Annotated in this window: 9 protein-coding genes and 1 pseudogene; 8 read left to right on the top strand and 2 right to left on the bottom strand. The window is 65.1% G+C overall.

Translation table 11 applies throughout. The features are described from left to right. The first annotated feature begins 404 nt into the window (after positions 1 to 404). Genes IC50_RS31165 through IC50_RS31140 form a run of 6 tightly spaced genes read left to right on the top strand, consistent with a single transcriptional unit; the run spans position 405 to position 7,897 of the window. Positions 405 to 3,254, top strand: coding sequence for a bifunctional transaldolase/phosoglucose isomerase (locus IC50_RS31165; RefSeq protein ID WP_035714200.1), 2,850 nt, complete (start codon positions 405 to 407; stop codon positions 3,252 to 3,254). A gap of 11 nt (positions 3,255 to 3,265) precedes the next feature. After that, entirely contained in the window at positions 3,266 to 4,264 is a 999-nt protein-coding gene (gene gnd, locus IC50_RS31160; RefSeq protein WP_035714198.1) for a phosphogluconate dehydrogenase (NAD(+)-dependent, decarboxylating), read from the top strand. Positions 4,265 to 4,301: 37 nt separating this feature from the next. Next, positions 4,302 to 5,813, top strand: a complete 1,512-nt coding sequence (gene zwf, locus IC50_RS31155; RefSeq protein WP_035714196.1) for a glucose-6-phosphate dehydrogenase — start codon at positions 4,302 to 4,304, stop codon at positions 5,811 to 5,813. Beyond that, positions 5,810 to 6,559, top strand: a complete 750-nt coding sequence (pgl, locus tag IC50_RS31150) for a 6-phosphogluconolactonase (RefSeq protein WP_035714194.1) — start codon at positions 5,810 to 5,812, stop codon at positions 6,557 to 6,559. The genes zwf and pgl overlap by 4 nt, the downstream gene beginning before the upstream one ends. Beyond that, entirely contained in the window at positions 6,546 to 7,088 is a 543-nt protein-coding gene (locus IC50_RS31145; RefSeq protein WP_035714192.1) for a gluconokinase, read from the top strand. Before pgl ends, IC50_RS31145 begins: the two co-directional genes overlap by 14 nt. Then, the gene (locus tag IC50_RS31140) at positions 7,085 to 7,897 is read left to right on the top strand and encodes a Cof-type HAD-IIB family hydrolase (protein ID WP_035714191.1); all 813 of its coding nucleotides are present in this window, start codon (positions 7,085 to 7,087) and stop codon (positions 7,895 to 7,897) included. Before IC50_RS31145 ends, IC50_RS31140 begins: the two co-directional genes overlap by 4 nt. A gap of 147 nt (positions 7,898 to 8,044) precedes the next feature. Here the strand turns inward: IC50_RS31140 and IC50_RS31135 are convergent. Further along, positions 8,045 to 9,850, bottom strand: a pseudogene (locus tag IC50_RS31135) (glycoside hydrolase family 15 protein); the annotation flags it as partial. Positions 9,851 to 9,874: 24 nt separating this feature from the next. Then, a complete protein-coding gene (malQ, locus tag IC50_RS31130; RefSeq protein WP_035714187.1) occupies positions 9,875 to 11,836 on the bottom strand; it encodes a 4-alpha-glucanotransferase in 1,962 nt (653 codons plus the stop codon). Between the two features lie 204 nt (positions 11,837 to 12,040). Here malQ and IC50_RS31125 point away from each other — a divergent pair, with 204 nt between their 5' ends. Next, the gene (locus IC50_RS31125) at positions 12,041 to 13,987 is read left to right on the top strand and encodes a maltotransferase domain-containing protein (RefSeq protein WP_035714185.1); all 1,947 of its coding nucleotides are present in this window, start codon (positions 12,041 to 12,043) and stop codon (positions 13,985 to 13,987) included. An 11-nt stretch (positions 13,988 to 13,998) separates the two neighbouring features. Then, positions 13,999 to 14,178 (top strand): alpha-amylase family glycosyl hydrolase (locus IC50_RS31120; RefSeq protein WP_035714181.1); only part of this gene is annotated, 180 nt, incomplete at its 3' end.

Below are 14,178 nucleotides of genomic sequence, written 5' to 3'. Positions count from 1 at the left end.
CTGCCGCCGCAACGCCGGTGTCGGCGTCAGCACGATCGCGACATTCTCGTCGTCGCCACCAGCGGCGGTTGCGGCGCGCATCGACTGATTTCAAGATCGCCGTTGCGTCGACGCTTCGCGCAGACGCAACCGATTGCAGGCTGTCCGCGACGACCAGCGCCAATCGTCACAACGGGCGTGGATCACAGCGGGCGTGGATGTGTTTCCCCCGGCATCGCCGCTCGCGGCCATACAACATAACAACCGGCCGCCTGGATCGCCATGATCGCGACGGAGTTACACTGGAAGGTGTGACGCCTGTACCCTTGGATTGGTTCCCTCCCGGGAGCATGTAAGCTAGAGGATAGCGCGTCAGGACCGGCGCGGAAACCCCTCGTCCGCACGCTTGGAGATAAATAGGCATCATGAATCCCGTCAAAGAACTGGAAAAGCACGGACAAGCCGTCTGGCTGGACTTCCTGGCCCGTGGCTTCATCGCCAATGGCGACCTGAAGCGGCTGATCGACACCGACGGCGTCAAGGGCGTCACCTCCAACCCCTCGATCTTCGAGAAGGCGATCGGCAGCTCCGACGAATACGATGCTCCGATCGGCAAGGCGCTGAAACGCGGGGACCGGACCGTGGCCGACCTGTTCGAGGCGGTCGCAGTCGAGGACATCCAGAACGCCGCCGACGTGCTGCGCCCGGTCTATGACCGCCTCAACGGCGGCGACGGCTATGTCAGTCTGGAGGTCTCGCCTTACCTCGCGATGGACACCGCCGGCACGGTCGCTGAAGCACGGCGGCTCTGGAAGGACGTTGGCCGCAAGAACCTGATGGTGAAGGTGCCGGCAACGCCGGAAGGCCTGCCGGCGATCGAGCAGCTGATCGGCGAAGGCATCAGCATCAACATCACGCTGCTGTTCTCCAAGGCGGTCTACCTCGATGTGGCCGAAGCCTACATCGCCGGTCTCGAAAAATACGTCGCAGGCGGCGGTGACCCCTCGCATGTCGCAAGCGTGGCGAGCTTCTTCGTCAGCCGTATCGACTCGGTCGTCGACAAGCAGCTCGACGAGAAGATCGCGCGCGCCAACGATCCATCCGAGAAGGAGCGGCTCGCCGCGCTGAAGGGCAAGGTCGCGATCGCCAACGCCAAGCTCGCCTATCAGGACTACAAGCGCCTGTTCTCGGGGCCCCGTTGGGACAAGCTCGCCGCCAAGGGCGCCAAGCCGCAGCGCATGCTGTGGGCGTCCACCGGCACCAAGAACAAGGACTACAGCGACGTCCTCTATGTCGAGGAGCTGATCGGCCCCGACACCGTCAACACGGTGCCGCCGGCGACGCTGGATGCGTTCCGCGACCACGGCAAGCCGCGCGACAGCCTGGAAGAGAATGTCGACGATGCTCGCCGCGTGCTGGAAGAGCTGGAGCGCTCGGGCATCTCGCTCGAGGCGATCACCGAGGAGTTGGTCAGGGACGGCGTCAGGCTGTTCGCCGACGCTGCCGACAAGCTCTACGGCGCCGTCGCCCACAAGCGCGCGGTCGTGCTCGGGCCCGCACTCGACCGCCAGCTTCTCTCGCTCGGCGACGGGCTCGGCAAGGCCGTGGCTGAGAGCACCGAGCAATGGCGCGCGTCGGCCAAGATCCGCAGGCTCTGGCAGCGTGACAAGTCGGTCTGGACCGGTGCGGACGAGGACAAATGGCTCGGCTGGCTCGACAGCGCGGCCAAGGCCGACATTGCCGATTACGAGGACTATGCGGGCCGCGTGAAAGGTCAGAAGTTCTCCGATGCCGTCGTCCTCGGCATGGGCGGATCGAGCCTCGGGCCCGAGGTGCTGGCCGAAACCTTTGGCAAGAAGCCCGGCTTCCCGAAGCTGCATGTGCTGGATTCCACCGATCCGGCGCAGGTGCGGGCGATGGAGGCGAAGATCGACATCGCCAACACCGTATTCATCGTCTCCAGCAAGTCCGGCGGCACCACCGAGCCCAACGCGATGAAGGACTATTTTCATGAGCGGGTTGCCAAGGCGGTCGGGACGAAGGTGAAGACCGGCCACCGCTTCATCGCGGTGACCGATCCCGGCTCCTCGCTGGAGAAGGCGGCGAAGAAGCTGAACTATGCCCGCATCTTCCACGGCGAACCCTCGATCGGCGGCCGCTATTCGGTGCTGTCGCCCTTCGGCCTGGTGCCGGCGGCAACCGCGGGCATCGACGTCAAGACCTTCATCAAGCATGCGCTTGCGATGGCCCGCTCCTGCGGGCCGGACGTGCCGCCAGCTCAGAACCCGGGCGTGCAGCTCGGCCTCGCCATGGGATTGGCCGCGCTCGAAGGCCGCGACAAGGTGACGATCCTGTCGTCGAAGAAGATCGCCGATTTCGGCGCCTGGGCTGAGCAGCTCATCGCGGAATCGACCGGCAAGGAGGGCAAAGGCCTGGTCCCGATCGAGGGCGAGCCGCTGGGCGACCCCAGCGTCTATGGCAACGATCGGTTCTTCATCGACATCCGCGTCGAAGGCGAAGCGGATGCCGCCCATGACTCCAAGCTCGCCGCGATCGAAGCGGCCGGCCATCCCGTGGTGCGCATCGTCATGAAGTCGATCGACCATCTCGGCCAGGAGTTTTTCCGCTTCGAGATGGCAACCGCCGTGGCGGGCGCGATCCTCGGCATCAACCCGTTCGACCAGCCGGACGTGGAAGCGGCCAAGATCAAGACCCGCGAGCTCACCGCCTCGTTCGAGAAGACCGGCGCGTTGCCGGAAGAGCAGCCGGTGGTCAGCACCGACGAGGCAGACCTCTACACCGACGAGGCCAACGCCACCGCGCTGCGCGCGGCCGGCGCCAACGGCGACCTCACTTCCTGGCTGAAGGCGCATCTCTCCCGCTCGAACCATGGCGACTATGTCGCCCTGCTCGGCTACATCGCGCGCGACAGGGCGACGATCGACGCGCTCCAGGCCATGCGGCTCGAAGTCCGCGAGAAGCGACATGTTGCGACCTGTGCCGAGTTCGGACCGCGCTTCCTGCACTCCACCGGGCAAGCCTACAAGGGCGGCCCCGACAGCGGCGTGTTCCTTCAGATCACGGCGGACGATGCCAAGGATCTGCCTGTGCCAGGCCAGAAAGCCAGCTTTGGCGTGATCAAGGCGGCACAGGCGCGCGGCGATTTCGACGTGCTCACCGAGCGGGGCCGCCGTGCGCTGCGCGTGCACTTGAAAGGCGGGCTCAAGAAAGGTCTCGCCGTGCTCAACGCGGCGCTCAACGACGCACTGAACTAGGGATCTCTCACATGCAACTCGGCATGATCGGCCTCGGCCGGATGGGCGGCAACATCGTTCGCCGCCTGATGCGCCACGGACATTCGACCGTAGTCTACGACAAGGACGCCAAGGCCGTCGCCGGCCTCGCCGCCGACGGCGCAGCGGGCTCGTCGACGCTGGAAGAGTTCGTCGCAAAACTGGAGCGGCCGCGCACGGCCTGGGTGATGCTGCCGGCGGGGCGCATCACCGAGACCACGATCGACACGATCGCTGGCGTCATGCAGGAGGACGACGTCATCATCGACGGCGGCAACACCTTCTGGCAGGACGACGTCCGCCGCGGCAAGGCGCTGAAGGAGCGCGGCATCCATTACGTCGACGTCGGCACCTCCGGCGGCGTCTGGGGCCTCGACCGCGGCTATTGCATGATGATCGGCGGCGAGAAGCAGGTGGTCGACCGGCTCGATCCGATCTTCGCCGCGCTCGCGCCCGGCGCCGGCGACATCCCGCGCACGGAGGGACGCGAGGGCCGCGACCCCCGCATCGAGCAGGGCTACATCCATGCCGGCCCCGTGGGCGCCGGTCACTTCGTCAAGATGATCCACAACGGCATCGAATACGGCCTGATGCAGGCCTATGCCGAAGGTTTCGACATTCTCAAGAACGCCAACATCGAGGCGCTGCCGGCAGATCACCGCTACGATTTCGATCTCGCCGACATCGCCGAAGTGTGGCGGCGCGGCAGCGTGATTCCGTCCTGGCTGCTCGACCTCACCTCGACGGCGCTCGTCGACAGCCCGCTTCTGTCGGAATATTCCGGCTTCGTCGAGGATTCCGGCGAAGGCCGCTGGACCGTGAATGCCGCGATCGACGAGGCGGTGCCGGCCGAAGTCCTGACCGCGGCGCTCTACACACGTTTCCGTTCCCGCAAGGAACACACCTTCGCCGAAAAAATTCTCTCTGCGATGCGTGCAGGGTTCGGCGGCCACAGGGAGCCGAAGCAGCCGGGCGCGGCGAAGCCCAAATGAGATCAAGCAGGACGTAGCCAGCGAAGGTCGACAATTCGTGACAAAAGATCCGCAGCCAAAGCGCAAGCCGGAAAATTGCGCCTTCGTCATCTTTGGCGTGACTGGCGACCTCACCCATCGGCTGGTGATGCCCTCGCTGTACAATCTGGCTGCCGAGCATCTGTTGCCGGAAAAATTCTGCGTCGTCGGCGTCGCCCGCAGGGGCCAATCGGATGACGAGCTGCGCGACAGCCTGCTGAAGGGGCTGCGTCAGTTCGCGACGCGGCCCGTGGACGACGACATCGCCAGGAAGCTGCTGGAATGCGTGACCTTCGTCGAGGCCGACGCAAAGGATCCGCCCTCCTTCGACCGCCTGCGCGAGCATCTGGATTCGCTGGAATGCGCGCAGGAGACCGGCGGCAACCGGCTGTTCTATCTCGCGACCCCGCCCGCCGCCTTCGCGCCGACCGCGCGCGAGCTCGGCCGCACCGGGTTGATGAAGGAGAACGGCGCCTGGCGGCGGCTGGTGATCGAAAAGCCGTTCGGCACGGATCTCGCCTCGGCCCGCGCGCTCAACGCCGAGCTCCTGAAGATCATGGAGGAGCACCAGATCTACCGGATCGATCACTATCTCGGCAAGGAAACGGTGCAGAACATCCTGGTGCTGCGCTTTGCCAACGGCATGTTCGAGCCGATCTGGAATCGCAACCACATCGATCACATCCAGATCACGGTCGAGGAGAAGCTCGGCGTCGGTCATCGCGGCGGCTTCTATGACGCCACCGGCGCATTGCGCGACATGGTGCCGAACCATCTGTTCCAGCTGATGTCGCTGGTCGCGATGGAGCCGCCGACCCGTTTCGACGCCCATTCGGTCCGTTCCGAGAAGGCCGAAGTGCTCACCGCGATCCAGCGGCCGAGCCGGGAAGAAGCGCTGAAGAGCTCGGTGCGCGCGCAATATCTCGCAGGACGCATCGGCGACGAGGAGATCCCGGACTATCGCAAGATCGCGGACGTCAAGCCCGGCAGCACCACCGAGACCTATGTCGCGCTCAAGCTGATGATCGACAATTGGCGCTGGGCCGGCGTGCCGTTCTATCTGCGCACCGGCAAGGCACTGGCGCACAAGCGCACGGAAGTGGCGATCAAGTTCAAGCAGGCGCCGCTGTCGATGTTCTCAGGCACGGCGATCGACCGACTCTCGCAGAACTTTCTGACCATCGGGATTGCGCCGACCGAGACCATCGAGCTTCAGTTCAACGCCAAGATCCCGGGCCCGAGCGTCACCATCGACGGCGTCGAGATGAAGTTCCGCTACGGCGACTATTTCCGCGCCGATCCGTCGACCGGCTATGAGACGCTGATTTACGACTGCATGATCGGCGACAATATCCTGTTCCAGCGGGCCGACGGCGTCGAGGCCGGATGGCAGGCGGTGCAACCGTTCCTCGACGCCTGGAAGAGCGCGGGCACCAACGGCATCGAAACCTATGAAGCCGGAAGCGACGGCCCCCGCTGCGCCGACGAGCTGCTGCAGCGTGACGGGCGAAGCTGGCGGAAATACTCGTGATTGCGGCCAGCCAGCCGAAGCTGATCGTCGAAGCCGACGCCGAAGCTCTTGCCCGCGTCGCGGCCGAACGGGTGATGGCGCGGATCGCGGCCAATCCCGGACGGATCGCGATCTGCCTCACCGGCGGCTCAAGCCCGAAGAAGCTCTATCAACTGCTCGACAGCGAGGCCTGGCGCGGCAGGATTCCCTGGGATCGCGTGCACTGGTTCATCGGCGACGAGCGGTTCGTGCCCGAAAGCGATCCCCTCAACAACATGGCCGTCGCGCGCGCGATATTTCTCGATCGCAATGCGCCCGCCGGCCATATCCACCCGATTCCGACCACGGCCGAGAATCCCGATGCCGGCGCTGAGGCCTATGCGCGCGAGTTGCAGGCCTACTATGGCGCAGACCAGCTCGATCCAGAGCGCCCGCTGTTCGATTTCGTGCTGATGGGTGCCGGGCCGGACGGCCACACCGCCTCGCTATTTCCCGGCTATCCCGAGATCGAGGACACCCGACACTGGGTCGTCGGCGTCGCCAAAGCCAATGTCGCGCCGTTCGTGCCGCGAGTCTCGCTCACCCTGCCCGTTCTGGCGTCCTGCCGCGAGATGCTGTTCGAGATTGCCGGGCACGACAAGCAAGCGATCTTGACGCACCTCCTCAATGGCGAGAATCTGCCGGCCTTACGCGCGCGCTCGAATGGTGAGACCGTCTGGCTGGTCGACCAGGCCGCGCTTCCGGAGGAAATTCGTGGGCCGCGCTGAAGCACCTTGTGCATTGATCGTGATGGGCGTGTCGGGTTCGGGCAAGAGCACGGTTGCGAAGGCACTCGGCGAGCGGCTCGGCTGGCGTTTCGAGGACGGCGACAGCTTTCATCCCGCCAGCAATGTCGAGAAGATGCGGGCCGGCCATCCGCTCACCGACGAAGACCGCTGGCCTTGGCTCAATGCCATTGCCAACGAGATTGCGCTTGTATGCGGACGCGGCGAGCACGTCATCATCGCCTGCTCGGCGCTGAAGCACGCCTATCGCGACGTGCTGCTGCGTGGTCGCGACGACGTCCGCTTCGTCTTCCTGAAGGGCACGAAAGAGCTGATCGCCGAGCGGCTCGCGCAGCGCAAGGGCCATTTCATGCCGCTGGGACTGCTGACGAGCCAGTTCGACACGCTGGAGCCGCCGGAGGCGGGGGAGCGCGTCGTCACCGTCTCGATCGACGAATCCGTCGAAGCGATCGTGGACGGCGTGGTGCGCCAATTGAAGCTGAGCAGTGCGATACCGAAGGTCTTGCCATGACGCAAATCTCACTCGTGGTATCCGACGTCGACGGCACGCTGCTGACCAGGGACAAGACGCTCACCGAGCGCGCGCGGAGCGCGGTGCAGCGGCTGCACCGGGCCGGCATCGGCTTCACCATCACCTCCAGCCGCCCCGCGATCGGCATGCGTTTCCTGATCGAGCCGCTCGCGCTGTGGCTGCCGGTCGGCCCGTTCAACGGCTCCTCGATCGTCGATCCCGAGATGAGGGCGGTCGAGCAGCACCTGATCCCTGCGAGCGCGACCAAGCGGTCCCTGCAGATCCTGCGCGAATTCGGCGCCGATATCTGGCTGTTCACCACCGACAAATGGCTGATCGACAATCCCCGCGGCAGCTACGTCGCCCACGAGCAGCACACGATCCGCGCCGATCCCACCATCGTGTCCGATTTCTCGCCTTATCTTGCGAGCGCCTGCAAGATTGTCGGCGCCAGCGCTGATGCCGCGGGCCTCGCGGCTTGCGAGAAAGCGATGCAGGAGGCGCTCGGCAGCGAGGCGACCGCGGTGCGTTCGCAGACCTACTATCTCGACATTACCCCGCCCGGCTTCAACAAGGGCACCTTCGTGCAGGCGATGGCGAGGCGCCTCGACATCTCGACCGGCGCGGTCGCCACCATCGGCGACATGCAGAACGACCTCGCCATGTTCCGCGTCAGCGGCACCTCGATCGCCATGGGCAACGCTGCCGACAACGTCAAGGACCAGGCCACCCACGTCACCGCGAGCAATGAGCAGGACGGTTTTGCGGAGGCGATGGAGATGATCCTGAAGTGGAATGGAGTGGGCTGAGCGACGCAGCTAGCTCTCTTCACCTCTCCCGCTTGCGAGAGAGGTCGGCGCGAAGCGCCGGGTGGACGCTTTCTCCTGGGGCGCACCTCCGCCGTTGCGACGATCAAGCGGTCGTTTCATCGCACTTTGCACTGTTACGCGCTCGCCTCACTTCGACCGCTGCACCGCCGCCTTCTCGCTCTCCTGCCTTGCCGCCGACAGATTTTGCGCCGTGTTGATCAGCGCGATGTGGGTCAGCGCCTGCGGGAAATTGCCTGTCTGGCGCCGTGCGACTGAATCATATTCCTCGGCCAGCAGGCCGACGTCGTTGGCAATCCCGGCCACGCGATCGAGCAAGGCTTGCGCCTTGTCCAGAGCGCCTGACAGCACATAGGCATCGGCCAGCCACAGGCTGCAGGCCAGGAACGCGCCTTCGAGCGGCGGCTGGTCAGGGGGCAGTTCGCGCGGGTCGTGCCGCAGCACGAAGCCGTCACGCATCAGGCGTTTTTCGACGGCGGCGATGGTGCCGCGGATGCGCGGATCGTCCGCCGGCAGGAAGCCGACGGCCGGCAGCAGCAGTACGGATGCATCGAGCAGTTTCGAGCCGTAGGACTCGACGAAGGCGCCTTCCTCCGCGTCCAAGCCCTTGTTGCAGACGTCGCGATGAATGGCCTCGCGCAGGGTGCGCCAGTGCAGCAGCGGCGCCTTGAAGCCAAACGTCTCGGCGCTCTTGATGCCGCGGTCGAAGGCGACCCAGGTCATCACCTTGGAGAAGACGTAATGCTTCGGCTGTCCGCGCCGCTCCCAGATGCCGTGATCGGGCCGGTCCCAGACTTCGGCCAGATGACTGAGCACGGCGCATTCCAGCGCCCAGGTCTCCTCGTCGAGCTGGAGCTTGGCCATGCGCGACTGGTGGAAGGCATCGATCAACTCGCCATAGACATCGAGCTGGAGCTGCGCATGCGCCGCGTTGCCGACGCGCACGGGCTGCGCGCCCTCATAGCCGGCGAGCCAGCCCGCCTCCCATTCCAAGAGCCGCCGCTGGCCCCAGATGCCGTACATGATCTGCATGTTCGCGGGCGCCCCCGCCGCCGCACGCAACAGCCAATTGTGCCAGGCCAGCGCTTCCTCGGTGTAGCCCGAGTTCATCAGCGCCAGCAGCGTGAAGGTGGCATCGCGCAACCAGCAGAAGCGGTAGTCCCAATTCCTGCTGCCGCCGAGCTTCTCCGGCAAGGAGGTGGTGGGTGCCGCAACGATGCCGCCGGTCGGTGCAAAGGTCAGCGCCTTCAGCGTGATCAGCGAGCGCATGACGAGATCTTGATAGTCACCGTCGCGGGACCAATGGGTGCACCAATCCTGCCAGAACTTTTCGGTCTCCTGAAGCGCGATGTCGGGATCGATCGGCGCGGGCGGGTCGAGATGCGACGGACTGTAAGTCAGCACGAACGGCACGGTTTCGCCGGCCTTCACCTCGAAATCGGACAGCGTGGTCAAATCCTCGCCGCGAGTCTCGACCGGGCTGCGCAGCACGGTCATGTCCTGGCCGGCGACTGCCATCAGGGAATGATCGATCCGCCGCACCCAGGGAATGTTGGCGCCGAAGCCGAAGCGGATGATGAGTTCCATCCGCATCTTCACCGCGCCGCTGATGCCGCGGACCAGCCGCACGATGTCCGATTCCTTGCCGCGCGGCGGCATGAAATCGATCAGCGCAATGGTGCCGCTTTCGGTCTCGAAGCGCGTCTCGAGGATCAGGGTTTCGCCGAGATAGCGGCGCGAGGTGCGGATCACGTCTTCGGCCGGCGCGATCAGCCAGCGGCCGTTCTTGCGGTTGCCAAGGATCGCAGCAAAACAGGCATCCGAGTCGAAGGCCGGCCAGCACAGCCAGTCGATCGAGCCGTTGCGCCCGACCAGCGCTGCGGTCTCACAGTCGCCGATCAGGGCATAGTCCTCGATCCTCTGAGACAATGTCGTGCAACCCCAGGAAACCCCGGCCGTTCAACTCCCGCCGGGCAATGAACGTTCCCGCGTCGCGGCCTTCAAAGCCGCGAGATCGATCTTGGATGCGATCCTGTCGAGCGCGACAGGAAGGCGCTGGCGCCAGTTCGGGTGCTCGTCGATCGTGCCGGGAATGTTGGGCTGGTCGATCACTCCCAGCAGATCTTCCAGCGACACCGCGAGCAGCCGGGACGGCGTGCGCGACAGGAAGGCGAGCACCGAATAGAGGTCGTTCGCCCGAATGCCGTTCTGGCGCAGGATCTCGTCCAGCCGGCCGAGCGCATCCCAGCGCGCCTGGTCGTTCTCGCCGGGATCGAGCCCGAGCGAACGCTTCATCTTGAGGTCGCTGAAGGAGCGCCAGCCGGCATAGGTCGACAGATCGTGCGTGTTCAGCGTGACCAGCGCGTTGGGCCGGTAATGGTCGACATTGCGGAAATGGCCGGCATCGTCGCGCTCGAACATCATGACGAGATAGGACCAGATGCCGAAATCCTGCATCATCTCGCGAAAACCTTCAGGCACGGTGCCGAGGTCCTCGCCGATCACGATGCATTGATGGGCCGCGCTCTCGCGCGCCACGGCCGCCAGCAGTGCCTCGAACGGCATCTGGACGTAGGCGCCGTTGTCCGGCTTGAAGCCGCGCGGCACCAGATAGAGCCGCTTCAGCCCGAGCACGTGATCGAGCCTGATGGCGCCGGCATGACGCATCGACGCCGCGAGCATGTCGGCGAACGGCACGAACGACTGCGCTTCGAGGCCACCGGCGTTGAAGCCGGCGAGACCCCAGTCCTGGCCGATGGTGTTGAGCACGTCGGGGGGCGCGCCGACGGCGAGATGGCGGGAAATCGCCGTCTGCTCGTTCCAGGCATCGAAGCCGTTGGACTGCACGCCGACGGCGACATCGAGATAAAGTCCGACCCGCATGCCGAGCCGGCTGGCGAGCTCCCTGGCGGCATGCAGCTGGCTGTCGGCGGTCCATTGCACGAATTCGACGAATTCGACCTCGCGCCTGTCCGGCCCATTGCGCAGCTCGGCGCATTTCGCCTCGTCCGGCTGCTGCCATTTCGATGGCCATTCCCACCAGGGTGTGGTGAAGCGATGGCGCAGCACCTCGAAGCAGGCAAAGCGCGAGAGCAGCGGCGCGCGGGCGGCACGGAAGGCGTCAAACTCCTTGCGGCGCGCCTCGCTCGCGCTCGTCACGAAGCTGCCAAAGGCGGCGCGAAGACCCAGCCATTTCAACGCGGCCATGTCGGCATAAGGGACGCGATCACCTTCGCGCAGACGGGCGGCCGTCGCGGCCGCGTCGGGCACGAGGTCCGCCGAGAATTCGGGAATCGCCTCGACGTCGATATAGAGCGGGTTGAGGAAGAGCCGGCTGTTCGGCGAGTAGGGGCTGCAATCGGCCGGGTGGTCGTCGAACAGGACATGCAGCGGGTTGAGCCCGACGCCGTCGGCCCCGAGCTGCTTGGCAAGCCTGACCAGCCCGGCGAGGTCGGTGAAGTCGCCGATGCCCCAATTGCGGTCCGAACGGACACTGTAGAGCTGGACGGCAAGCAGCCAGCCGCGGTCGAAATCGCCGCCGAAGGCGCGTTCGGGCGCCACGATCATCGGCACCTCTTCCGTCACGCCTTCGGCATCGGTCAGCGTCAGGCGGTGATACCCGAGCGCCAGGCCGGCGGGCCAGGCGATCACGGGCTCGCGCGTCTCGCCTTGGGCGATCACATTGCCGTTGCCGAGGATTTTCCACTGTAATGGGGGCGTGCCGATAGCCGCCAATTCCGTGCGCGGATGTCCCAGCGCACGCACCACGACCGGTCCGCTGACGAAACGGTAGACCCGCCGCTCCGGCAGGGCGTCGAGGATGGATTTGAGCGCCTCCGGCGCGGTGACTCGCAGCTTGCCGAGGGCATCAACGAATTCGGACTGAACGCCCTTGATCCGGGCTTGAGCTAAAAGATCCATTCGGCACGCAGCTTGCAGGCCATCGTTTGGCCAAGGGCATCGATTTTAACGAGGTCGCGGAAGAGGTTAGTCAGGGGTAACTCGCAAACTGCGCTTGCCGTTCCCCGGGGAACCAATGACACACAAGCGGCTTTCTATAATGGTATCAAGTGTAGGTTCCCGACAAGGGAAACGGGCCCCTGCTTTCTTGTCAATGGCATCACCGTGAACAAGACAATTCAAACTGTCGAGAGCGCCGCAGCCGGCAGCGCTTTCCTCATCGAGGACGTCTATCCCGTGATCGACGGCGGCCGCTTCCCCGTGAAACGGATCGCGGGCGAACCGGTCGAGGTCTGGGCCGACATCTATCGCGACGGCGACGCCGTGATCGCCGCGGCCCTGATCTGGCGCCGCGAGCAGGACCGCGAATGGCGGAGCGAGGCGATGACCCATCACGGCAATGATCGCTGGTCCGGCGCGTTCACGCCCGTCGAGCCCGGCCAATATGTCTATGCGATCGAAGCCTGGACCGACGAGTTCGCCACCTGGTCTCGCGCGGTCGCGCGCAAGCAGCGCAGCGGGGCCGATGTCAGCCTCGATGCGATCGAGGGCGCCGGACTCCTGACCAAGGCGCATGGCGCGCGGCAGGACGCAGCGGCGGTCATCATCAGGCAGTGCGAGGACTATCTGAGGAACGGCGACGTCACTTCGCTGCTCGCGACCGAGCTCGGCAAAGCCATGGCCGAGAGCCAGTCGCGGCCCGACCTGACCCGCTCCGCACCCTTCCCGCTGACCGCAGACCGCGACAAGGCGCGTTTCGGCGCTTGGTATCAGACGATGCCGCGCAGCCAGAGCGCATTGCCGGGCCGGCATGGCACGCTGCGCGACTGCATCGCGCGCGTGCCTGACATCGCCGCCATGGGCTTCGACGTGCTCTACCTCACGCCGATCCACCCGATCGGCCATACCCGTCGCAAGGGCCGCAACAACGCGCCGGTGGCGAGTGAAGGCGATCCCGGCTCGCCCTATGCGATCGGCTCGGCCGAGGGCGGCCACGATGCGCTGCATCCCGAGCTCGGCACGATCGAGGATTTCCGCGCGCTGGTCGCGACCTGCCTGGAATACGGTCTCGAGCTCGCGCTCGACTTCGCCGTGCAGTGCTCGCCGGACCATCCCTGGCTGACGCAGCATCCGGAATGGTTCAAATGGCGGCCGGACCGCTCGGTACGAACGCCGGACGGCCCCTATTCCGACATCGTCATTCCCGATTTCGCGTCCGTCGACAGGGTCGGCCTGTGGAACGCCTTTCGCGATGCCATGCTGTTCTGGATCGACCATGGCGTCACCATCTTCGCCATCGACAATCACGACACCGCGCCGCTCGCGTTCTGGGAGTGGCTGATCCGCGACATCCGCCACCGTCACCCCGAGGTGATCCTGTTCTCCAAGACCTATACGCGGCCAAAGCTGATGAAGGGTCTCGCCAAGCTCGGCTTTGCGCAGTCCTTTACCTATTTCCCCTGGCGCACCTCGCGGTGGGAGCTGGAGCAATATCTCTGCGAGCTGACGCGCTATCCCGAGCGCGATTTCTATCGTCCGCACATGTTCGTCAACACGCCTGATCTGTTGCCCTATCACCTCCAGAGTGGAGAAGCCTGGGCATTCAAGTCGCGCATCGCTCTGGCGGCCACGCTCTCGGGCAATTACGGCATCCATGGCGGCTTCGAGCTGCTGGAGCATGAAGCGATTCCCGGCCGCGAGGAATATCTCGACTCCGAGAAGTACCGGATCAGACAGCGCGACTGGGACAAGCCCGACAACATCAAGCCCTACATCGCCGCGCTCAATCGCGTCCGCAACGGGAATGCGGCGCTCCAGCAGACGGCGAATTTGCGCTTCCTCGGCATCGAGGACGGCGAGACGATTGCCTTCGCGAAGCAGGCGGCCGATCCGGCCAACACTGTCGTCATCGTGATCGCGCTGTCGCGCCATGTGCGCGAATGCTGGCTGCCGCTCGGCGACGTCACCATTGACGCCGGCGGACAGCGACACCATGTGACGGCACTCGAAAACCTTCTCACCGGCGAACAGTCCCGCATCGAATGGGGCGGGATCAGGTTGCGTATCGATCCCGACCGCGATCCGGCACTTCTGTTCCGCTGCCTGGCGTAAGGGTTCGCGCCATGAATGTTCTGTCTTCCGTCGACACCAAGAAGGTTGAGGCCGCCGAGATCGTGGATGAGCTCTGGTACAAGGACGCCATCGTCTACCAGCTCCACGTCAAGGCCTTCGCCGACAGCAACAATGACGGAATCGGCGACTTCGCCGGGCTGACCGAGAAGCTGCCCTATCTCCAGGAGCTC

This window comes from Bradyrhizobium genomosp. I (2014) (genome assembly GCF_000261685.1).
Taxonomy (GTDB): domain Bacteria; phylum Pseudomonadota; class Alphaproteobacteria; order Rhizobiales; family Xanthobacteraceae; genus Bradyrhizobium.
The sequence above is the reverse complement of the archived record's forward strand: the minus strand, read 5'-3'. Positions and strand labels throughout refer to the sequence as shown.

Bases quoted from the DNA above. Each gene is read 5' to 3' on its own strand.
- IC50_RS31165 (WP_035714200.1), top strand. From the start codon at position 405: ATGAATCCCGTCAAAGAACTGGAAAAGCACGGACAAGCCGTCTGGCTG.
- gnd (WP_035714198.1), top strand. From the start codon at position 3,266: ATGCAACTCGGCATGATCGGCCTCGGCCGGATGGGCGGCAACATCGTT.
- malQ (WP_035714187.1), bottom strand. From the start codon at position 11,836: ATGGATCTTTTAGCTCAAGCCCGGATCAAGGGCGTTCAGTCCGAATTC.
- IC50_RS31140 (WP_035714191.1), top strand. From the start codon at position 7,085: ATGACGCAAATCTCACTCGTGGTATCCGACGTCGACGGCACGCTGCTG.